This is a genomic window from Ferruginibacter profundus, assembly GCF_054783275.1.
Genome location: NZ_BAAGQW010000001.1, coordinates 1,717,999 through 1,740,213, shown reverse-complemented (window position 1 = coordinate 1,740,213; position 22,215 = coordinate 1,717,999). Strand labels below are relative to the sequence as shown.

Annotated in this window: 16 protein-coding genes; 11 read left to right on the top strand and 5 right to left on the bottom strand. The window is 40.2% G+C overall.

Going from position 1 to position 22,215, the window contains the following annotated elements; all coding sequences use genetic code 11:
* Window positions 1-51: 51 nt before the first annotated feature.
* Window positions 52-2,076 (bottom strand): M13 family metallopeptidase, encoded by a 2,025-nt coding sequence (locus tag ACYVM0_RS07380; protein WP_460554743.1) that lies wholly within the window; start codon window positions 2,074-2,076, stop codon window positions 52-54.
* 109 nt (window positions 2,077-2,185) lie between these two features.
* On the opposite strand from ACYVM0_RS07380, the gene ACYVM0_RS07375 reads away from it, so the two are divergent.
* Together ACYVM0_RS07375 and ACYVM0_RS07370 are read left to right on the top strand one after the other, a co-directional pair.
* The gene (locus ACYVM0_RS07375; RefSeq protein ID WP_460554740.1) at window positions 2,186-2,776 is read left to right on the top strand and encodes a TrmH family RNA methyltransferase; all 591 of its coding nucleotides are present in this window, start codon (window positions 2,186-2,188) and stop codon (window positions 2,774-2,776) included.
* 203 nt (window positions 2,777-2,979) lie between these two features.
* A complete protein-coding gene (locus tag ACYVM0_RS07370) occupies window positions 2,980-5,910 on the top strand; it encodes an alpha/beta hydrolase family protein (RefSeq protein ID WP_460554737.1) in 2,931 nt (976 codons plus the stop codon).
* 174 nt (window positions 5,911-6,084) lie between these two features.
* Here ACYVM0_RS07370 and ACYVM0_RS07365 read toward each other — a convergent pair whose 3' ends face one another.
* The gene (locus tag ACYVM0_RS07365; protein ID WP_460556318.1) at window positions 6,085-6,264 is read right to left on the bottom strand and encodes a hypothetical protein; all 180 of its coding nucleotides are present in this window, start codon (window positions 6,262-6,264) and stop codon (window positions 6,085-6,087) included.
* Between ACYVM0_RS07365 and ACYVM0_RS07360 the strand changes: the two genes are divergently transcribed.
* The 8 genes from ACYVM0_RS07360 (at window position 6,185) to ACYVM0_RS07325 (ending at window position 14,547) form a co-directional block, all read left to right on the top strand.
* Complete coding sequence (locus tag ACYVM0_RS07360) at window positions 6,185-7,060, top strand: hypothetical protein (RefSeq protein WP_460556302.1); 876 nt, start codon at window positions 6,185-6,187, stop codon at window positions 7,058-7,060. The genes ACYVM0_RS07365 and ACYVM0_RS07360 overlap by 80 nt on opposite strands.
* A gap of 215 nt (window positions 7,061-7,275) precedes the next feature.
* On the top strand, window positions 7,276-8,226 hold the full coding sequence (locus ACYVM0_RS07355) for a SecDF P1 head subdomain-containing protein (protein WP_460554733.1): 951 nt from the start codon (window positions 7,276-7,278) through the stop codon (window positions 8,224-8,226).
* Between the two features lie 66 nt (window positions 8,227-8,292).
* The gene (locus ACYVM0_RS07350) at window positions 8,293-8,682 is read left to right on the top strand and encodes a RidA family protein (RefSeq protein WP_460554730.1); all 390 of its coding nucleotides are present in this window, start codon (window positions 8,293-8,295) and stop codon (window positions 8,680-8,682) included.
* A gap of 15 nt (window positions 8,683-8,697) precedes the next feature.
* A complete protein-coding gene (locus tag ACYVM0_RS07345) occupies window positions 8,698-9,912 on the top strand; it encodes a carbohydrate binding domain-containing protein (RefSeq protein WP_460554727.1) in 1,215 nt (404 codons plus the stop codon).
* Window positions 9,913-10,003: 91 nt separating this feature from the next.
* On the top strand, window positions 10,004-10,363 hold the full coding sequence (locus ACYVM0_RS07340) for a BlaI/MecI/CopY family transcriptional regulator (RefSeq protein WP_460554724.1): 360 nt from the start codon (window positions 10,004-10,006) through the stop codon (window positions 10,361-10,363).
* Window positions 10,364-10,380: 17 nt separating this feature from the next.
* Window positions 10,381-12,147, top strand: coding sequence for a M56 family metallopeptidase (locus ACYVM0_RS07335; protein ID WP_460554721.1), 1,767 nt, complete (start codon window positions 10,381-10,383; stop codon window positions 12,145-12,147).
* A 321-nt stretch (window positions 12,148-12,468) separates the two neighbouring features.
* Window positions 12,469-12,921 carry a hypothetical protein gene (locus ACYVM0_RS07330; RefSeq protein WP_460554718.1) on the top strand — a complete coding sequence of 151 codons (453 nt, stop codon included), beginning with the start codon at window positions 12,469-12,471 and terminating at the stop codon, window positions 12,919-12,921.
* Between the two features lie 42 nt (window positions 12,922-12,963).
* Window positions 12,964-14,547, top strand: a complete 1,584-nt coding sequence (locus ACYVM0_RS07325) for a T9SS type A sorting domain-containing protein (RefSeq protein WP_460554715.1) — start codon at window positions 12,964-12,966, stop codon at window positions 14,545-14,547.
* Window positions 14,548-14,570: 23 nt separating this feature from the next.
* Here the strand turns inward: ACYVM0_RS07325 and ACYVM0_RS07320 are convergent, their stop codons facing one another.
* The 3 genes from ACYVM0_RS07320 to ACYVM0_RS07310 are packed head-to-tail and all read right to left on the bottom strand — an operon-like array spanning window position 14,571 to window position 18,738.
* Entirely contained in the window at window positions 14,571-16,793 is a 2,223-nt protein-coding gene (locus ACYVM0_RS07320; protein WP_460554712.1) for an FUSC family protein, read from the bottom strand.
* Between the two features lie 59 nt (window positions 16,794-16,852).
* Window positions 16,853-18,073, bottom strand: coding sequence for a hypothetical protein (locus ACYVM0_RS07315; RefSeq protein ID WP_460554709.1), 1,221 nt, complete (start codon window positions 18,071-18,073; stop codon window positions 16,853-16,855).
* Complete coding sequence (locus ACYVM0_RS07310) at window positions 18,070-18,738, bottom strand: hypothetical protein (RefSeq protein WP_460554706.1); 669 nt, start codon at window positions 18,736-18,738, stop codon at window positions 18,070-18,072. The genes ACYVM0_RS07315 and ACYVM0_RS07310 overlap by 4 nt, the downstream gene beginning before the upstream one ends.
* A gap of 228 nt (window positions 18,739-18,966) precedes the next feature.
* On the opposite strand from ACYVM0_RS07310, the gene ACYVM0_RS07305 reads away from it, so the two are divergent.
* Entirely contained in the window at window positions 18,967-22,212 is a 3,246-nt protein-coding gene (locus tag ACYVM0_RS07305; RefSeq protein ID WP_460554703.1) for a S41 family peptidase, read from the top strand.
* Window positions 22,213-22,215 lie beyond the last annotated feature (3 nt).

The window sequence follows — 22,215 nt, the reverse complement described above, 5'->3', positions numbered from 1 at the left end:
TATAAAAAATCTGTGCTGATCCCTTCTATCTGCGTTATCCGTGTTCATCTCTTACCAGATGTTTACCCTTAAATTATCAGCCCTGTACATTTTGTCTCCCGGCTTAATACCAAAGGCTTCATAAAACTCAGCAATATTTACTACCGGCCCGTTCACTCTTTCTTTTGCAGGTGCATGCACATCCGTCATCACCTGGTTGGCAAGGCGTTCTTTTTTTTCCTGGTACATCCATCCATAAGCATAACCTAAAAAATAACGCTGTATCGGTGTAAGCCCGCCGATCAATTTACCTTCTTTATATTCTTTTGTTTTTTTATAGGCATCAAGTCCTAACAACATACCACCAAGGTCGGCAATATTTTCTCCCTGTGTGGCTTCGCCATTAATATGCAACGTATCCACCGGCATAAATTCGTTGAATTGATTGATGATGGCTTTGGCTCTTGTTTTAAATTCTTCACCATCTGCTGTTGTCCACCAATCGGTTAAATTGCCTTTTGCATCATACTGCCTTCCCTGGTCATCAAAGCCATGTGTAATTTCGTGGCCAATGGTACTGGCACCTGCATAGCCATACACAAAGGCATCATCCAATTCATCATCCTTCATGCCCGGCACTGCAAATATGCCGGCGGGTAATACAATTTCATTATTGCCAGGATTATAATACGCATTGTAGGTTTGCGGCGTCATATCCCATTCTGTTCTGTCAACGGGTTTGCCTAATTTATTCATACTGTAAAAATGCCAGAAGGTGCTTGCAGCCATCATATTTTTAAAGTAGGAGTCTGGAGTAATGTTCAAAGAACTAAAGTCTTTCCATTTATCAGGGTAACCAACTTTTTCACTCACCTTGCTCAGTTTATCCAACGCCTTTGTTTTTGTTTCGGCACTCATCCACGATAATTTTTTTATGCGGTCAACATAAGCATCCCTTATCGCTTCTACTAAATTGCTGTACCGTGCTTTTGCTTTTTCATTAAAATATTCCTTTGCAAAAAGTTGTCCCAGTAATTCACCCATCGCACCTTCTTCTGCATCCAATACTCTTTTCCATCTTGGCCGTGGTTCTTTTGCACCCGTTAATGCTTTACGGTAATTAAAAGCATTCATGTAAGTGGTGTTATCTAAAAAACCCGCAGCAGATTGTATCACATGAAATTTTAAATAGTTCTTCCATACTGCAATGGGCGTGGTTTGTATTGCAGTGCTTAGTGCTTTATAAAATTCAGGCTGGCCTACTACAATAGAATCGGTAATGATCGTTTGTTTAATACCGATTGCGGTGGCATATTTATTCCAGTTAATAGCCGGGCAATCTGCAGATAAAGATCCAAAGGTCATTTTATTATAATTCGCATAAGGGTCACGCAGGTCTTCTAACTTGCGGCTGGCAGTAGCTAAGCTGGTTTCCAGGTCAAAAATTTCTTTCATGCTTTTTAAAGCAACAGCATTGCTCATGCCCAGTTGCTGTAAAGTAAGCGTAACATATTTTTTATACGCTTCTCGTACGGTTGCTGTTCTCTCATCGGTTTTAAAATAATATTCCCTGTTGGGTAAACCCAGCCCGCCCTGGTCTAAGCGATACACCATGGCGTCGCTGTTCTTATCGTCCTGTGCTACGTACTGGCTGAAGAAACAATTGACACCCGCAATATGCAGGGCTGCTGCCACTGCAGTAAGATCTGCCGGTGATGTAATGGCATCAATGGTTTTGAAAGTTGTTTTTAATACCGATAAGCCTGCTTTATTGATAGCCACCGTATCCATCGCTGCCTTCCAGAAATCGCCGATCTTTTGCGAAGTGCTGCCATGTATTTTGGTTGCTTGTGCTGCGCTGTAGTTGATCGCTTTTATGCGGCTGTAAATTTCTTCCTGCACCAGGTTGCCAATGCCCCAGCCACTTTCGCTGGCAGGTATGGGTGTTTTGTTGATCCATCCGCCATTGGCATATAAAAAGAAATCGGTGCCGGGAGCAACGGTATGATCAATATTAGCGGCTAAAAAATCCGGTTTCTTTTGTGCCGTAGCAAAAAGGCCCGTGAATAAAAAACTTACCAGTAGTACTTTTCTCATGTTTGAAATTTATATTTAAAAGTAAACAATGATTTTGTGCTGCAATAATATTTTTGACAGATGGATACACTAAGGGCATATTGTGTATTTTTACGTTTTATATATTGATATGACACCCGAACGCAACGAACGACTCTCTTCTGTATTAAATAAACGCCAGCCTGACCTTACGGTGGTATTGGAAAATGTTTTTGATCCGCACAATATCAGCGCTGTAATGCGTACCGCAGATGCCGTGGGCATACAGGACATTTTTATTTTGAACAATAAGATTCCACCGCACCGTAAATGGGGTGCTAAAAGCAGTTCCAGTGCAGCCAAGTGGCTAACCGTACATCAATACACCGATGCGGATGAATGTTTTGCCGAATTAAGAAAACGCTATAAAAAAATTTACACCACGCATTTAAGCAGCGATGCAGTTGGCCTGCACGAATTAAATTTAACCGAACCGGTAGCATTGATTTTTGGTAACGAACACAGTGGTGTTAGCGAGGAGATCATTGCCATGGCTGATGGAAATTTTATTATTCCGCAGGTGGGCATCATTAAATCATTAAATATTTCTGTGGCTTGTGCGGTTACATTATACGAAGCCTACCGGCAGAAAAATAATGCCGGGCATTATGATGCAATAAAATTAGAAGGAGAAAGACTGGAAGGATTGAGAACGGAGTGGGGATTTATGGAGGAGGAATAGGCCCGCAGATTACGCAGGTAACGCAGGTTTGATCCGGGTGGATTTTTGTAACGGCATCAGTGTTGGCATCTGCTTTTTCTATGCTTCCGTACCACTGTGGCAACCCTATTTACTGCAGGTAAAACTATATTTTCTTCCTTTCTGCGTCCTCAGTGAAATCTGCGGGAAAATTCCAATAACTTTAAGCCTCCAAAACCTCTAATATGCAAAAATTGTTTCTTATCCTGTTTCTGTTCATTGTTTCCTCTGCTACAGCACAAAACAAAAAACCTCTGGACCATAGCGTGTATGACAGCTGGAAAAGTATTGGTGAACGTATGATCAGCAACAACGGAAAATTTGTAGTGTACACGGTTAATCCCCAGGAAGGCGATGGTGAACTGGTGATACAAAACCCGGTTACGAGATATAAAAAAGTAATTCCCCGTGGTTACAGCGCTGTACTTACAGAAGACAGTAAATACCTGGTGTTTAAAATAAAACCATTTTTCCAGGATACCCGGCAGGCAAAAATTAAAAAGAAAACCGGTGATGACCTGCCCAAAGATTCTTTAGGTATTATAGAACTGGGGCAAGACAGTGTATTGAAGATCGCTAAAATAAAATCGTACAAAACACCCGAAAAAGGCAGCGGCTGGATGGCCTATTTGTTAGAAAAGGCAGAAACGCCTTCACCTAAAGTAAAAGCATTGCCTGATTCTGCCACGCAATTAAAAAATATGTACCAAACAGCAGATAGCCTGATGAATGTTGCAGCGGAAATGGTAAAAAAAGCGAAGGAAGCACAAGAGAAGGGTATAGCCATACTTAAACCAACTAAAAAAGAAGAGAAACCCACGCCACCCAAACCTGATGCAGAAAAAGTGGAAGAAGGCACTGACCTGGTATTGAGAAATTTGAATACCGGCACCGATAAAAAATTTAAACTGGTAACAGAATATTTCTTCAGCAAAAAAGCCAACACTTTAATTGTAGAAACTTCTGCAAAAAATAACGACAGTATTACAAAGCCAACGGTATTATGGGTAGACCTTACTACCGGCAAGACCGATACTATCATGAAAAAATTCAACGATGCCAAAAATTATGCGTTGAATGAAGAGGGTAATCAACTGGCTTTTGTGGCAGAACGTGATAGTGTAGCCAAAGCACTCACTAAATTTTACAAACTCTATTATTATTTTAAAGGAGCGGATAGTGCCGGTATTATTGCAGAAAAAAATACGGTAGGCATGAAAGTGGGCACTACGGTTAGCGAAAATGCGAATTTGATTTTTAGTAAAGATGGTAAAAAATTATTCTTTGGCACTGCACTCATTAAAGCACCAAAAGACACCACGCTGGTAGATTTTGAACTGGCCCGTTTAGATGTATGGCATTACAATGATGATTATTTACAACCACAGCAATTAAAACAATTGGACGGTGAATTAAAGCGCAGCTATACGGCCGTAATTAATTTAGGCCACAACCAGGTGATACAACTGGGCGCCGAAGATGCCGAGAGAATTACATTGGTAAATGAGGGTAATGCCGATTGGGTTTTGGCAGAGAGTAATAAAGGCAACAGGGTGGAAGGGCAGTGGACAGGCCGTACCAAAACATCTGCTTATGTGATCAGTACAAAAGACGGCAGTAAAAAATTAGTGCTGGCTAATGCCCTGGCTAACTTTGATGCTTCGCCTGCCGGTAAGTATGTGTACTGGTACGATAACGTGAAGAAAAATTATTTTACCTATGATGTAACAACCGGCGTTACAAAAAATGCTACCGAAAAAATTAAAGTGCCTTTGTATGAAGAGGATAATGATGTGCCGGATTATCCTGCGCCTTATGGAGTGATGGGCTGGAGTGATGAAGATAAGGATTTGTACGTGTACGACAGGTATGAAGTGTGGGACGTGAAACCCAATGGCGGAGTTGCCCCCGTAACGATCATTGATCCTGCTCAAATGCCAAGGAAGAACAAGGTAACTTACCGCTATATATCCACAGACAGGGAAGAACGTTTTGTAAATACAGAGAAAGGTGTAATGTTTCGTGTATTTGATAACGTAACAAAAAAATCTGCACTGGATATAACAAAAGCAAAAAATAATATCCTTTCTTTTCACAACGAACTGCTGCCTTATACATTTGGTTTTCCTGTAAAGGCAAAAAATGAGATCGCATATATCTTTACCAAAGAAAACTATACATCTCCGCCAAATTTATATTTCCAATGGGACCAGTTACTAAGCGATATTAATCCCCAGCAAAATGATTACAACTGGGGTACTGCCGAATTATTTAAATGGAAAACCTACAACGGTAAAGAAAGTGAAGGTATTATTTACAAACCCGAAAACTTCGATCCTAAAAAGAAATACCCGATGATCAGTTATTTTTACGAAAAGCTGAGCGATGGTTTGTATGGTTATATTCCACCTTCGCCTACGCCCAGCCGTTTGAACATATCTTTTTTTGTAAGTCGTGGTTATGTGGTGTTTGCTCCTGATATTTCCTATACTACCGGCCACCCCGGCAACGATGCGTATAATTATATCGTAAGCGGTGTAAGGGCAATTGTAAAACTGGGGTATGTAGACAGTACCAGACTGGGGTTACAGGGGCAAAGCTGGGGTGGTTATCAAACCGCCATCCTTATTACCAAAACAAAATTATTTGCTGCGGCATGGGCAGGTGCACCCGTTGCCAACATGACCAGTGCCTATGGCGGCATACGCTGGGGTAGTGGCCTCAACCGCCAGTTCCAGTACGAAAAAACACAGAGCCGTATTGGTGCCACATTGTGGGAAAAACAAAATCTGTATATAGAAAACTCACCGCTGTTCCATTTACCTAAAGTAACTACGCCCTTGGTAATTATGAGTAATGATGCTGATGATGCAGTACCCTGGTACCAGGGTATTGAACTATTTACTGCTATGCGTCGCCTTAACAAACCTGTATGGTTACTGGTGTATAATAACGAAGCCCATAATTTAATTGAAAGAAAAAACCGTAAAGATATCCAGTTAAGAGAGCAACAATTTTTTGACTGGAAACTGAAAGGAGAAAAACCTGCCAAATGGTTAACCGAAGGTGTGCCGGCAACACAGAAGGGCATTGATTGGGGGTTGAAAGTAGAATAGTTGATACAGCGAAGCCAGGTCTCTAAAACCTGGCTTCGCTTTTTTACCATGATTGGTGTATACACCAGGGGTGAAGGCGAGCACCTGCAAACAAAACACCTCCTTAACAATTTTTTAAGAGCACTCTTATATAATAAATGCGTTTGCTGCGTTCTGCATTTAAATCTCACCACCTTAAATTTTGCCCGCCATGATTTGCCAGAAACTGTTTTGGGGAATAGCCTTTTTATTTGTTGCCGGTATTTTTTCCTGTACTAATTCTTCTAAGAGCGAGTTGGCTTTTTTTAAATTGATAAATGAGGGCATAGAAGCATCGTCTAAAAATCTTACACAGCAGAGCAATATGCTGTACATGGGGCTGGAAGAAAAATTATCAGATCCGCAAACAATAGAAAGAACAACACGCTGGCAAGCCAGGTTTACAGGTATTAAAAATTATTCCGTGGGGTTGGTTAGGTACCTTGATAGTTTAAAAGATATATTGAAAGATAAAGCTGGTTATACCTTTAAAGAAAAAAACTATGAATTAAATGAAGGGAACAAAAAATCGGTAAATGAGGTTTTGCTTAGAAACGGAGAGGGTAAAGTGCTGTATCAGAAAATAAAAGCTTACAAAAAGAATATACTTGAATTGGATGAGGGTATCAAAGATGTTTTTGAAAAAAGAATAGTTATTGCAGGTACTATGTTTGAAGACGAAAATACAACATTGAATTTTTCAAATACGCTTTTTGCAAATAAAACGGTTATTGAAGTTTTAACCCTTTTAAACCAGTTTAAACATGCTGTTCTGGATACAGAATGCCAGTTGCTTACTTATTGTAATTATCAAACAAATTCTTATAGTTGTGGATATGAAAAGTTTGAGGCAATTGTAGCGCAAAGCAGTAAATATGTAAAGCAGGGAGACTATATCGATATCAGTGCCGGTATCGGGGCCTTTAATACAGCTTCCTCGCCAAAAATCAGTATCAATGGTAAAAACGTTTTGGTGGATGTGAACGGCGTTGCAAATTATACATTAAAGGCAGCCAGTAAGCCAGGTAAACATTTTGTGCCAGTACGAATAGATTATGTAAAAGCAGATGGCACTTCAACTTCTGAATCTCATACTTTAGAATATGTAGTTAGCAAAGATGCGACATATTAATATACCGGATGTATTCCATTTTCTTTGCCGGTGCCTTCACAGGAAACAATAGCCGGCATTTGTAAACGAAACATCATTATTGCACTCCAGTGATATTTGAATCTGCTGAGAAACGCTCAGCACAATGTATTCGCAATCTTAACCCCTAAAATAAAAGCACCTTACTTTTATAATCATTACATATCTTAGATTACGAAAGCGATAACTCCCCAACAATGAAATACATTTTACCCCTCTTACTTATCTGCAGCCTTGCAACAAGCAGTTGCAACCCTAAACAAAAGCAATTTATTACTACACTCACTATCGAAGATTCCGTTACTGGTAATGAACAAATAGACACCGCAGTATTGATATTGAAAAAACGGCTGGCGATGGCAAAGTTTAATGATGCTGTTGTTACTGCTGACTACAAAGAACACCAGCTAATCATACGTTCAGCGGTTTCAGATAAAGATTGGATAAAAACTAACCTGCTTAAAAAAGGGGCATTAATTTTTTACGAATGTTATTCCATTCCCGAGCTGGCCAATATTATGGAACAGGCAGATAAAATGGTGGCTGAAAAAATTTCAGGAGATAAAACAGATACATCAGGCCATCCTTTTTTGAGTGCATTTTATAGTTACGCACAGCAATATACGATTGGCAGTACCACAAATTTTCCGTCTTATATCGGGGAGGTAACAACACAAAATATTCCCCGGCTGAAAAAATACTTTCAACTTTCGGCTGAATTATTTCCTGCAGATGCAGCACTGGTTTTTAAAGAAGAAGATAGGCCAAATAAAAATACACCACCATTGAGTGAAGTATATGTTATAAAAGAAAATGACACCCGTTTTTTTGCCAGTAACTATATCAAAAAGGCTTCCGTAAAATCCGACGGCAAATACAATTCGGTGGAAATGTCTTTTGATGCCTACGGCACTTACGCCTGGAAAAGAATGACGGAAAGAAATATCAATAAGGCAGTAGCTATGGTAATGGATGGTAAGGTTTTAACAGTGCCGACTGTGATAGGCATTATTGAAGGTGGTAACAGTGTTATCAGCGGTGTTTTAAAAAAGCAGGAGGCACAGGATTTTGCTGACCTGTTAAGCTCAGGTTATCTTTCGCTGAATTGCAGTTTAAAAGAAATGCATGCAGTAAAAGATACAGAGTGAGCTACGCTGAATAAAACAGTTTACATTCATCCGGCAAATTATTTTTTACAACTAATACAATTTACTATGGCAGCAAGAAAAAATTTTAATACGCCTAAAGTCCTGCGGACCAATATGACCTTTCCACAGGCGGTAATTGCTGGTGATTTTATTTTTGTTTCAGGTACTACAGGTATTGATACCGCAACAGGCAGTATTGCAGTAAATGATTTTGAAGCGCAGGCTTTGCAGGCATTTAAAAATGTGCAAACCATTATTGAAGAAGCCGGCAGCAGTATTAGTAAAATTGTAAGAACCACGATTTATATGGTGGCCGGATGTGATAGTGATTTTAAGATCATTAATAAAGTGTACTCAGATTTTTTTAAAGAGAACCCACCTGCACGCAGTGCACCACAGGTAATGCCATTTCCCGGTAATATACTGGTTTCGGTAGAGTGTATTGCAATGGTGTAATAAAATGACCAACAGTTGAAAAAGATTGCAGCAAATATTGCGTTTACTGTTTTTGTATGGCTTGCTTGCTGCGGCAATATAAAAGTATTGGCACAAACAAATAATTGCCATTATGAAGAGCCCGTGATCAGAATTGATTTTGGTACGGCGGCAGATAGTAAGGAGTATAATCTTTCCAATGTAAAAAATTACAGGAAAGCAAAAGACGGCTGCCCCGATGATGGCTATTATAGCTTTGTATCTTACAGCAGCAATTGTTTTGGCGGCAGGTGGCATGATATGTTAAGCGATCACACTACAGGTGATGTGAATGGGAAAATGATGATAGTAAATGCATCAGAAAAGCCGGGCTATTTTTTTGTTTTAAAAATTACCGGGCTTAAACCCGGGGCTGCATATCAATTGTCAACATGGTTTGCCAATATTTGCAGGTATAGTACCGGTTGTTATCCAACGCCACCGGTAATTGCCATTGGTATTTTTGCCAATGATAAAATGCTGTCCGGTTTTGAAACGGGGCAGATATTACAAACAAGCGGGCCTTTGTGGCAAAAGTATACGGGTGAATTTACCATGCCCTTAACTGCTGATGCTGTTACGATACAAATGAAAGATATGACTACCGGAGGTTGCGGCAATGATTTTGCAATGGATGATATTTTTATCAGCGAATGTATTTTGCCACAACCTGAAGTGAAACAAAAAGAAAATTCACCACCGGTGATTACTGTAACAAAACCGGTTGAAAAAGTTATTCCGCCTCCTGTAAAAACAGAAACCAACAGGCAACCGCAAAAACCGGCAGAGCAGATACCTGCAAACAAAACCACTGTTGTTCCTGCCGTGGTTCAAAAGAAAATTATGGCTCCTGTGCCTGAAGTAATTGAAACCAGGGCTAACCCGGTAGTGCGGCAAATAAAAACTGAGGCCACTGAACTAACTATAGAGCTATATGATAATGGTGAAATAGATGGCGATACGGTAAGCATTTACCATAATAATGAACTGGTGGTAAATCATGCAGGTATTTCTGCAAAACCTGTTAGCTTAAAAATAAAAGTAGATAAACAACAACCGCATCACGAACTGATAATGGTTGCCGATAACTTAGGCAATATTCCCCCTAATACCTCACTCATGATCATTACAGCCGGGAAGAAACGGTATGAGATTTTCATTTCTTCTTCTGAACAAAAAAACGCCAAAGTAGTGATTGATCTGCAGGAGTGATCAACACTGTTAAATTATTAGCAGCACACTTTAACAAAAATAAATTTGGTTAATTACGAAATGTTCGTAGATTTACGAAAAATTCGTAGAAATGGAAAAGTTAACACATGTTGAAGAAGAAGTGATGCAGGCCATCTGGCGCACCGGCGAAGCCAACGTAAAAGCCTTTATGGAAAATCTTGACGAACCTGCTCCTTATACTACAGTGGCTTCCATTGTAAAAAATTTAGAACGTAAAGAATATATCAGCAGCAGGCTGGTGGGCAATGCCTACCTGTACAAACCTGCCGTGAGCGAAGCAGAGTATAAAAAGAAATTCATGGGTAATGTGGTAAAGGAATATTTCGACAACTCCTATAAAGAGATGGTGAATTTTTTTGTAGAGCAGAAAAAATTATCTGCCAGGGAGCTGAAGGAAATTATCAGCATGATTGAAAAAGGAAACAAATAACCTGTAAAACTATTGGTATGCATTTTTTAGCGGCGTATATTTTAAAACTTTCTGTAAGTCTTGCGGTAGTATTTTTATTTTACTATTTCATTTTACGCAAGCTTACTTTTTATAACCACAACCGCTGGTACCTGCTGGGATATACCCTGCTTTCTTTTTTAATTCCATTTATTAATATCAGTGCTGTATTACAAAAAAATAACTGGCATAGCAGTGAGATCGTTAATTGGGTGCCAACAATCAATAACAATATAGTAACTGATTTGCCTGCAACGCAGTCTGCCACTTTGGGCATAAGGGAATTATTATTGCTGATAATTATTACAGGTATGCTGGTAATGCTCACCCGTTTGTTACTACAGGTTTTTTCCTTTAAAAAAATGTTGCGCAGGGCAGAACCGGTTACTGCAGACGGCATGAACCTGTACCAGGTAAACGAAAATATCATTCCGTTTTCTTTTGGCAATGCTATTTTTATTAACCGCCACTTACATACCGAAGATGAATTGCAGGAGATCATCCACCATGAATTTGTGCATGTAAAACAAAGGCATAGTATCGATATTATCTGGAGCGAACTGCTTTGCATTGCCTGCTGGTACAATCCCTTTGTATGGCTATTGAAAAGATCGATACGCCAGAACCTGGAGTTTATTGCCGATGAAAAAGTACTGGAGAATGGCATTAATAAAAAAGAATACCAGTACCTGCTGCTGAAAGTAATAGGAAACAATCAATATAGTATAGCCACACAATTCAATTTTTCTTCACTTAAAAAAAGAATAGCCATGATGAACAAAACAAAAAGTGCCAAACGGCAGTTGATACGACTGCTGTTTTTATTACCTGCCACAGCTGTTTTGCTGCTTGCATTCCGTAGCAAATGGGATGCAGCAGTAAAAACAACTGCTGCTGTTAAAGCAGCAGGCATAGCAGGACCTGTAGCAAATACCGGAATGCTGCAACCTGGTATCGCTGCCGTAGACAAAACAATATCCAGGGATACCTTCCCTAAACGTAAGCGGACTAACAGTAAGGGATACCTTATTGATGTTGCCGGCAAAAAAGGTAATGCCACCGTGGTGATAAAAGACCAATCAGGCAAAGAAGTAAAAAGAGTTTTACTAACCGAATGGAATGAAAATCCTGAAAAGTATGAGGGCGTCTATGGCGAATTGCCTGCACCACCTCCGCCACCTGCGGCACCACTTGCTCCGCCAACGCCAGACATGCCTGCATCCCTTGCTCCCCCGGTACCAGACATGCCTGCACCACCTGCAGTAGCCGGCACACAGGTAAAACCAGCAATAGCACCAACGCCACCGCTGCCACCTGTGGCAGGCATACAAGTTGCGCCACCTCCTCCGCCAGCCGCACCACCAGCGCCTCCTGCACCACCAAAATTGCCCGCCAACGTAAAACGGTTAGACATTAATAATAACAAAGCCACTATATGGTTAAAGAACGGACAAAAAGAAACCTATGATTTTAATGACGCTGAACAAAAAGAAAAATTTGAAAAAAAATATGGTGAGATAACCAAACCACCAACACCACCTGACGCAACCGCTATCCCGGCAAAAAATAATCCAGCTGTATATACCGGGGAGATTAAAATTATGAATAGTAATAAAATGCTTGTTCTTGATGGAAAAGAGCTGGCATCAAACAATACCAGGTTAACAGGAAAGTTTACCATGCTTACTTTAACCAGCGATGAAGCAGAAAAAAAATATGGGACAAAAGGAGAAAACGGTGCTATTGAAATTACTACCGTGCAGTAAATAGCATCATCAAAGGATATATACAGCCTGCTTGCATAAAGCAGGCTGTATTTGTTTAATACCATTGCAGATGCAATATGCCCGGCTTAATGGTTATAAAACCGTGCATTCACCAGGATGCACATCAATACCAAATTCCGGGTATACAAAATGTTCAGGTAAGTATCGTAATGGCCATCTGTTATTTATTCGGTATATAAGTTATACTGCATCTGACAATATAATATGCGGTTATTTTTTGTGTGAGATACTAACCCGTATTTAATTGCGTTTGCAATAACAGTTATTGTCCCGATTTCTTCAGTATTCAAATCCGCTGTCATGAATAAACCTGTACTTTATGTATTATTGTTGCTGTTATTTGTTACCACCGGCAGTTTCGGGCAAAACAACGCAACAAACAAACCTGAACAATTCCATGATTTTCCAACGGTGATCGACTGTTCAGCCTCTTTATTAAGCAGTATTTTTAATACTGCTGCCGGGCAAAACATCACGCTTTCTCTTCCCGGTAATTTTTTGTTTTCAGGAAAAGTTACCAGCAACCTGGTAAAATACAATAACCTGCAAACTGCGGTGATACAATCCGCAGTTCTTGACAATACAATTTTCAGTGTATCTAAAATAAAGAATACAGACAATAGTATTACTTACCTCGGCCGTATCATTAATACCAGGTATTTTGATGGCTATGAATTACAAAGAAATACTGACGGCAATTATCAATTGATAAAAATTGAGACCAGCCGTTTGATGCAGGACTGCAAGCACTAATAAAGTACCGGCGATTACCTGATGCCGCTAAATCCAAAGACTATGAAAAATATTTTTACTTCTGTGTTGGTAATAACACACCTGCTGTTTTGTAATAAAGTTTTTAGTGTTCCTAAACTGAACAGTCTGCCCGGTGCGACAGCCACTATCTTTCTTGATTTTGACGGACATTTTGTACAGAGTACATTATGGAATAACGGCGCTGCATTTTATTGCAGCCCTTCCGGTATGTCTGATGTTCAGATCACAGAATCATTTGACCGTGTGGCAGAAGACTACCGCCCGTTCAATATCAATATCACCACAGATTCGGCTGTGTTTGAAATGGTGCCGTTAAATAAACGTATCAGGATCATTATCACTCCCACCAGTGCCTGGAGCCCGGGTGTTGGCGGCGTATCGTGGATCGGTTCATTTAACTGGGGTGATGATACACCGGCGTTTGTGTTTTGCGATCGTCTTGGCCCAAACAGTCCTAAAATGGTAGGAGAGTGTTGTTCTCACGAGAGCGGACACACGATAGGATTGTCGCATCAATCAAAATATGGTACAGATTGCAATACGCCAATTGAAACCTACAATACCGGCAATGGCAGCGGCGAAACAGGGTGGGCACCTATTATGGGAAATAGCTACAACAGGAATATGAGTAACTGGAATAACGGGCCTACTCCTTATGGTTGTACCACATTGCAGGATAATCTTTCTATTATCACTACCATGAATGGTTTTGGTTACCGGGCAGATGATTACGCAGATACCTTAAATGCCAATACGTTTGTTTTAAACGGCACCACCTTTACAGCAAACGGCATCATCAGTACTGATGCGGATAAAGATGCTTTTAAGTTTACCATGGCACAAAATTCTACCTTCCATCTAACGGCTGTTCCCTTTAATGTGGGTGCTGATTATATGGGTGCCAACCTGGATATAAAAATAGAACTCTACAATGCTGCGGCTAATTTAATTGCAACCTGCAACCCGGCAACAATGAGTGTTACAATAGATACCATACTAAATGCAGGTATCTATTATCTTAAAATAGATGGCACCGGAAATATAAACACCGGAGAATACGGAAGCCTGGGTGCTTATACGTTAAATGGCTTCACAGGTATCTTACCTATTCATGATGTAAGCCTGGGTGGAAAAACAGAAAATGAGAATCACCGGCTTAACTGGCATATTACCACTGATGAGCAGGTTAAAACTATAGCAATTGAAACCGCAGAAGATGGTATTCATTTTATTGAGTTAACCACTGCAGCCACTGCCGCAACACAATTTCTGTATCAGCCCGATAAAAAGAGTACTATCTATTACAGGATAAAAGTTACTTCAGTACTCGACCAGGTTATATATTCTAATACCATCGCATTAAAATCTCCGGGCAAAACAAACCTGCCTGCTGTTATATCAGCGGTGGTTCACAATGAGATCACAATAAATGCTGCTGCAAATTATCAATACCGTTTGCTGGATATCAATGGCAGGGTTGTAATTACAGGTACAGGAACAGGGGGTATTAACAAGATCGATATTTCCAATCAACCCGGCGGTATGTATATGCTGCAGCTTTTTAATAACGGCCAGCAACAAACCCAAAAAATATTTAAACAATAAGGGGCATCATTACCTGTAGCAAACTATTCTTCCATCCACTGCATGCCGGTTTTTTTAATATCGGTGGCAATATTATCAATGAAATTAAACTGGTCGGCAATAGGTTTAAATTCTGTCAGCATTTTTTGTGTATCACTCTGCAATATGCCTTGCTGTAATTCTTTACGCCTTGCCTGCAGCAGGTGTTGCAATTGTTGCTGAATGATATTATGTGGTAACGATTCCGGCGCCACTGCTTCACCCGGCGTTTCACTGATCACTTTTTCTGCATCTTCCAAACGTGCTGTGGTATTGTTGATCAGCGGTCTAAAATCTGGCGAGGCAAATTTTGCAGACAGGGGTTTTACATAATAAGACAAGGTGGCAATATGCGACGTAAGCATATGGTTAAGCACTACAAACTGGTGTAGTTTAGTACTGTTCTTTTGCTTACTCTTAGGTTCAGACAGCATACGGGTGAATGCGTCGGAAAGATTGGCCAATGCAACAAAGGCGTCTTTACGGCTTACTTTATACAAGGTATTGTCTGCCGGGTTGCCGGTAAAAGCTCCTGCAATAGCAGTGAAATATTTTTTGTTACTGCGGATGGCATCCAGCATATAACTGCTTACCTGCTCCTGTTCCCATGCCGGCAATAAGATAAGATTTGCTAAAAATGCAATGACAGAAGCTATAGCGGTATCGGTTACACGATCAATAATAATGGTTTGAAAACTGGCATTACTCAGCAGGTGAAAAAGCAACAGTATATATGGCGTCATAAAAATAACGCTGATCATATAATTGGTTCGCAATAAGCTGTAGGTGCCTATCATTAATACCAGCATGATAATAAACAACACCTGGTTGTCATGAATAAAATATAATAACAACATGCCCACTGCAGCGCCAAGTATAGTGCCCACCAGCCTTTCGTAATTTCTTTTTTTAGTAAGGCTGTAAGCTGGTTTTAAAATCACAATAATGGTGAGTAATATCCAGTAACTATGCCCCACAGGCAATAACAGCGAAACAATATAGCCCACCAATGTGGCAATGCTTACCCTTAATGCATGCCTGAAATTATTGGAAGAAAAAGAAAGGTTGTCTTGCAATACTTTCCAATCGATGGCCTGGTGAGAGATGAACTTATCGAGGTCAACTGGTTTGGCCATTTTTTTTGTAAGTTCCTTATCATACGCCGTGTATAAATGCAAAGTATGTATGCGGCCGGCAATATCGCTGATGCTGTTGAGGATATGCCGCATGCTGATGAAACTGTCTACATTTTCTGCAGTGCGGTTAGCATCGCGGAATGTATTAAAGTATGCTGTAGTACTGCTGATATGTGCCGCCAGCAACCCCGTATCTTCAGATTCTCTTCCGCTTTTTACGGCAATGCCGATTTCATCCAGTTCATTCGCCAGTTCCAGTATCAGTTGCCGGTATTGTTCCAGTATATCATTATCATTAAATGCATCATGCAATGCTTTATAATCATGATAAGAAGTCATCGTTCTTTCAAACAGGTCAACAATGTCGGTAAACATCATCAGCAATGTTCTGCCGGTGGTGGTAGATTCTTTAATTACATCCCGGCTTTTAAACAATAATTCTCTTACCAGGTTTTGTTCGGTATGCAACACAATCTGTTGCTCCATCATTTGCTGGTAGGTTTTTTCATAATCAACTTCCTTTTCGTAAAAGGCAGCTCTTACACGCAGGTAATCGGCAGTGGCCATAATACAATCCCCCAGTGCCTGCTGCGCCAGTTTATAAGGCCTGAAACTATACAGCAATAAACTCAGCAATGTATACCATACCGCACCGGCCAGTATATAGCCTGCATTGATCACCAGGTTCCATCCTGTAAGGTGGTCGCTGATATTCAGCACTATCATCAGCAAGGCTGATACACCAATGGAATTAGCCCTGGCACCATACACCGCAATCATCGAAAAAGAAAAACAAGCTACTACTATCAGTACACCAAGTAATAAATGATAAGGTGCCACTAAACCTGTGAGCAGTGCCATCAGAGTGTTGATGACAATGCAGGCCAGCATGCCGTTTTTACGGTGATGTATAGGCCCTGGTGTATCTGTAATGCTCACACTCATGGCGCCTAAGGATACTACCACGCCAACAGCTAATAAATTAAAATGATTGAGAACAATAGCAGGCAAAACAATACCGGCAGTAATGCGAACTCCATCACTGAGGTAATGGCTGCTGATAAAACTTTTATATTCTTTGATGTAATCCATTGCTGCAAATAACAGTTTACGATAGCAAAGATACTATGCATAACGTAAGCATCCATACTTTACTGCATTCCATCCATCGTCCAGTGAAAGTCTTTTTTTAAGGCCGGCAATTTTCTCCAGTCAATAGCTTTGCCAATTAATTGCAGGGCTTTGCCATTACTGAAATACTGCAGGGTTAAAATACCGTCTGACGCATTATAGTTGTAGGAGAGTATAGTTTCTTTAAACTGGTAATCGGTAATCGTAAATGTGGTATCGGTTTTATCGTAACCCAGTTTGTAATCCTGCATCACATCCTGCTGGTTTTGAAAAATAATATAACTATCCCGGTGAATAAAAAAACGTTTTACAGGCGACGCAGACAACGTAATTGTATCTTCTCCGTCAATTACGCCGGTTACTTCATAGGCACCATGCAGGTAAGGCCTGGGCATTTTATCTCCGTTAAAATTACCAGATACCAAAAAAGGATAAAAAACTTCCAGCGCAATAAGGCCGGCAGCCAGCCAGTGTAAAAATGAAATAAGAAATGTTTTTTTGAATAATGATATTTGCCGGGTTGCAGGCAGCACTGTATTATTTTTCTGCAACAATAATTGATACAACCTGCTACCAAAAGGATGCAACAGGTATATATTCAGGAACAATAAAAATAAGGCAAAGAGCTTAACAGAAATATCAAAACTGAAATTTACTGCTACCACATTTACAAGTATTCCCAACGATAGTAATAACCCCATTAACCTTGTCCGTTTCATTAAAATAAAAACTGCGGCCAGTATCTCCAGTGATCCAAGAAAAACAGAATAAGAATAGGAAGTACCCATAGTACTCCAGTACAAAATATCTTTTTCCAATTGGCCCATGGGTGTAAATAAAGTATTGGGCTCGGGAGTATAGAATTGATTTTTAAAAATTTTATCAGCACCATATTTCAATAACTGCAATGCCAGGTAATAAATAAAGAACTGGTAAAAAATGCGGAGTGTTTTTTCTTTGTATAATGGCCATTTTTTTTTACTGTTCAATACCAGTGCAATAATAACAGCAGCCACAAGAAGTAGCAACAGCAACAGGTACATCGAAGTACTGTCTGAATACACTTTTGTATGGCGAAGTGTTTTGCTGAAAAATATTGTAGCAACAAAATCGATCAGCCTGCCGAAAATAAAATCGGTAACCTGCAGTTGCAGTGTGGTGATATTAAAAGGAAAGGGAATGAAGAGCACGCCGAGCAATGCAAAAAAAGCAGCTATGCTTTTGATTATACTGCCCTTCATGCAACAGCTAATTGGTCAGCAATTGCATCACTCTTTTTATTACGGTAACCGGCGTATTTCCAGGAGAGCCAGCCGCCGAGTAGTGCCAGTAAAAAAATGCCGGCAAGTGCTTTTGCCATTTGCCTATCAAAAGGGGAGTTGTCGTTATTATTTGTAACCACAGGGATGATAGTATTTTCTTTTGGTTTTTTATGGCTGTTATCAACAGGAGCAGCCATTGTTTTTTCCCGGATCATTTTTTTCTTATTGTCGTACCCAATGAATACAGCATTGTTAATGAGGTAATCGTAACGGCCAGACTTTTTTAAAACCGCCTTAATACTGTCCAGCGAATGTTTTTTTGAAAATAAAGGATGATTAAAAAGTGAATCTGTATAGCTTCTGATAAACTTTGCCGAATCTTTAGGTTGATTAAACTGGCGGTTATAAAACCTGTACACAATTACAGCAACTGTTTCGGAAACGTAGGTCACGCTATCCAGCCGGTACGTTTTTATGCTTGACGGGATGCCGAAATTTGATTCTTCATTACTAAATAAACTATGCTCCAAAGTAATATTGAAATGCTTCATATTGCCGCTGTGACTTTTAAAAGCAATCACTTTGGTTTGCGCAAAAGAAGAAAGGGTAATTATACTAAGCAGCACCATAATGATCTGTTTCATACCTGGTAAAGTTTTGGAATTGATTTAAAGATAATTATTTTTTCTTCGGTTTTGGCTTTAGCCGAATGTTAAAATTCAGCCATTTTGTTGTATCATCAGTGTATGCCGCAGGCAATTTTTAACAATAATAAATCCTGCTGATTAGTTGTAATTATTACTTTTTTTATTTTATCTTACTGTTCCTTATCAATATCTCTCACACATTTAACTACTAAACTTATAATTGCCATGAAGAAATTAATGCTCTTCCTTTTTATTGCTGTTTTTAGTGTATTGAAGTTAACAGCACAAATTGATGCCGGTTTGTTTCGCTATCCTGATGTTTCAAAAACACAGATCGTTTTTTCATATGGCAATGATATCTGGATAATGCCCAAAACGGGTGGTACAGCAGAAAAATTAAGTTCGCCACCCGGGGTGGAAAGCTTTCCCAAATTCTCCCCAGATGGAAAACTAATTGCATTCAGTGGCAATTACGACGGCAATACAGATGCCTATGTTATTCCTGTTAATGGTGGCGTGCCTGTACGCTTAACCTCACATGGTTTTCCTGATCGTGTGGTAGACTGGACACCGGATGGTAAACGTGTTTTATTTGCATCGGGGCGTGAAAGTGGCAGGAACAGGTTCAACCAGTTTTTTACTATTGCTGCAACCGGTGGCCCCGTGGAAAAATTGCCTTTTGCTTATGCAGAGTTTGGTACTTATTCTCCTGATGGTAAACAAATGGCCGTAACTTTTATATCCCAGGCATTCCGCAACTGGAAAAGATACCGCGGCGGATGGAAGGCTGGTATTCATGTGTTTAATTTTGACAATAACACCTCGCAGAATATTTCTGCTAACGAAGCAGCAGGAAATGAATTTCCCATGTGGCACGATGATTATATTTATTTTTTATCAGACCGTGGTGCAGAATTAAGAATGAATTTGTGGCGGTATTCCGTAACGGGCAAAAAATATGAACAACTCACCAATTTTAAAGATTATGATATTCATTTTCCCTCAGCAGGGCCGGATGAAATTGTATTTGAACAAGGTGGAAAATTATACCTTTTTTCTTTTGCCACACAACAATCAAAAGCCGTTACAGTAAATGTGGTAACTGATAAAGCAGCATTAAAACCCAGATCAGTTACTGCCGCAAACTATGTGCAGCATGTAAATATTAGTCCTGATGGCAACAGGGTATTGGTAGAAGCAAGAGGGGATATTTTTTCTGTACCTGCAGAAAACGGGTTCGTAAAAAATCTCACTCATTCTACAAATGCCAATGAACGTTATCCTTCCTGGTCGCCCGATGGAAAAACTATTGCATACTGGAGTGACCAGTCAGGCGAAAATGAATTGTGGTTATCACAGCCAGGCAAAGACGAAGTGCCTAAAAAAGTTACCAGCTATGGTGTGGGTTTCGGGTATAATTTATCATGGTCGCCCAACGGTAAAAAATTAATTTTTATTGACCAGGCCATGAAAATCAAGGCCTATGATATTGCAACAGGCAGTACAACAGAAATTGACCAGGCATTACGTTTTATGCATGGCGGCTGCGAAAATTTTTCCGGAAGCTGGTCGCCGGATGGTCGTTGGTTTACTTATACCCGTGACCTGAATAATTATCATAATGCAGTGTTCATTTATGATGCAGAGAATAAAAAGACGCAACAGGTTACTGATGGATTTTACAATTGCGGCAACCCGGTGTTTGATACTGAAGGCAAATATTTATACCTTACCACTAATCAATCTTACTCGCCTTATTACAGCGATATTGATAATTCATTTATCTATGGCAACTCCACGCAGATCGCATGTATTACTTTAAAGAAAAGCACCGCCTCACTTTTATATCCCAAAAATGATACCGTTGCTTTTAGAGCAGATGAGATGCCTGCAGAAAAAAAGAAAGATACCACAGCCAAAAAGCCAGCTGCCAATATGGTTGGTATTGACTTTGATGGCATTGAAAAAAGAATGGTACTGTTACCGCTGGCTGCAGGTAACTATGGCAACCTGGCTGCTGTAAAAGGAAAAATAGTATACCAGAAATATCCTAATATGGGTAGTGGTGATGATGCCAAACCGGCACTTAAATTTTTTAGCATTGAGAGCAGGGAAGAAAAAAATATAGCAGACAATGTGGACAACTATATACTTTGCGCTAATACCGATAAAATTCTGGCAGCACGTGGCAATGCATTTGCCGTAATAAAAACTGATGAAGGCCAGAAGTTTGACAAAACATTACGCCTGAATGAAATGGAAATGATGGTGGACCCGGTGGAAGAATGGAAAGAACTGTTTACCGACGCATGGCGTATGGAACGTGACTATTTTTATGACCCCAATATGCATGGTGTAAACTGGAACACCGTAAAAGAACGCTACCTGAAAATGATAGAGGGAGCCATTACACGGGAAGAAGTTGATTTTATTATTGGTGAAATGATAGGCGAACTGAATGCTTCACATACTTATCATGGCGGCGGTGATGTGGAAAGAACCAGCAATAAAAATGTAGGCTACCTTGGTGCAGACTGGGAAGCGGCAGGAAATTTCTATAAAATTAAAACCATTATTCGTGGAGCTGCATGGGATGCCGCAACGCGTTCGTCATTGGATCAGCCGGGTATTGATATAAAAGAAGGCAGCTACATTCTGGCCGTAAATGGTGTACCCATTACAACAGGGCAGGAGCCTTATGCGTACTTCCAGGGACTGGCAAAGAAAACAGTGGAGTTAACGTATAACAGCAGCCCTTCTTTTTCCGGAGCAAAAACTGCAGTGGTGCAAACCATGGATAATGAATACAACCTGCGCTACCTTGCCTGGGTCGAAGGCAACCGTAAACGGGTAGACGAAGCTACCAACGGTGAAGCCGGTTATATTTATGTACCCAGTACCGGCACTGACGGACAGGAAGAGCTTACACGCCAGTTTAATGCACAATGGGATAAAAAAGCATTGGTGATTGATGAACGTTTTAACAGTGGCGGACAAATTCCTGACCGGTTTATTGAAATGCTCAACCGTACACCATTGGCTTACTGGGCTACCCGTGATGGTGAAGCCTGGCCATGGCCGCCTTATGCACACTTTGGCCCTAAAGTGATGCTCATTAATGGCTGGAGTGGTTCCGGCGGCGATGCTTTCCCTGATTATTTCAGGAAGAAAGGTTTAGGCCCGTTGATTGGTGCAAGAACATGGGGAGGACTGATCGGTATCAGTGGTATGCCTTTATTAATTGATGGAGGAAATATTACTGCGCCCACATTCCGCATGTATAATCCTGATGGCAGCTGGTTTAAAGAAGGACACGGAGTTGACCCTGATATTGCAGTGGATGAAGACCTGGGTCTGATGAGCAGGGGAACCGATCCGCAACTGGAACGTGCAATCATCGAAATAAAAGCAGCTTTAAAAAACAAAAGCTACAGTGCCCCCAAACAACCGGGCTACGAAAAAAGAAATTGATTG

What these genes read in the sequence shown, in the direction of transcription:
- ACYVM0_RS07365 (WP_460556318.1), bottom strand. Translation starts at nt 6,264, where the DNA reads ATGTACAGCATATTGCTCTGCTGTGTAAGATTTTTAGACGATGCTTCT.
- ACYVM0_RS07340 (WP_460554724.1), top strand. Translation starts at nt 10,004, where the DNA reads ATGGAAAAGTTAACACATGTTGAAGAAGAAGTGATGCAGGCCATCTGG.
- ACYVM0_RS07380 (WP_460554743.1), bottom strand. Translation starts at nt 2,076, where the DNA reads ATGAGAAAAGTACTACTGGTAAGTTTTTTATTCACGGGCCTTTTTGCT.
- ACYVM0_RS07375 (WP_460554740.1), top strand. Translation starts at nt 2,186, where the DNA reads ATGACACCCGAACGCAACGAACGACTCTCTTCTGTATTAAATAAACGC.
- ACYVM0_RS07330 (WP_460554718.1), top strand. Translation starts at nt 12,469, where the DNA reads ATGAATAAACCTGTACTTTATGTATTATTGTTGCTGTTATTTGTTACC.
- ACYVM0_RS07305 (WP_460554703.1), top strand. Translation starts at nt 18,967, where the DNA reads ATGAAGAAATTAATGCTCTTCCTTTTTATTGCTGTTTTTAGTGTATTG.
- ACYVM0_RS07310 (WP_460554706.1), bottom strand. Translation starts at nt 18,738, where the DNA reads ATGAAACAGATCATTATGGTGCTGCTTAGTATAATTACCCTTTCTTCT.
- ACYVM0_RS07355 (WP_460554733.1), top strand. Translation starts at nt 7,276, where the DNA reads ATGAAATACATTTTACCCCTCTTACTTATCTGCAGCCTTGCAACAAGC.
- ACYVM0_RS07325 (WP_460554715.1), top strand. Translation starts at nt 12,964, where the DNA reads ATGAAAAATATTTTTACTTCTGTGTTGGTAATAACACACCTGCTGTTT.
- ACYVM0_RS07350 (WP_460554730.1), top strand. Translation starts at nt 8,293, where the DNA reads ATGGCAGCAAGAAAAAATTTTAATACGCCTAAAGTCCTGCGGACCAAT.
- ACYVM0_RS07370 (WP_460554737.1), top strand. Translation starts at nt 2,980, where the DNA reads ATGCAAAAATTGTTTCTTATCCTGTTTCTGTTCATTGTTTCCTCTGCT.
- ACYVM0_RS07335 (WP_460554721.1), top strand. Translation starts at nt 10,381, where the DNA reads ATGCATTTTTTAGCGGCGTATATTTTAAAACTTTCTGTAAGTCTTGCG.
- ACYVM0_RS07315 (WP_460554709.1), bottom strand. Translation starts at nt 18,073, where the DNA reads ATGAAGGGCAGTATAATCAAAAGCATAGCTGCTTTTTTTGCATTGCTC.
- ACYVM0_RS07320 (WP_460554712.1), bottom strand. Translation starts at nt 16,793, where the DNA reads ATGGATTACATCAAAGAATATAAAAGTTTTATCAGCAGCCATTACCTC.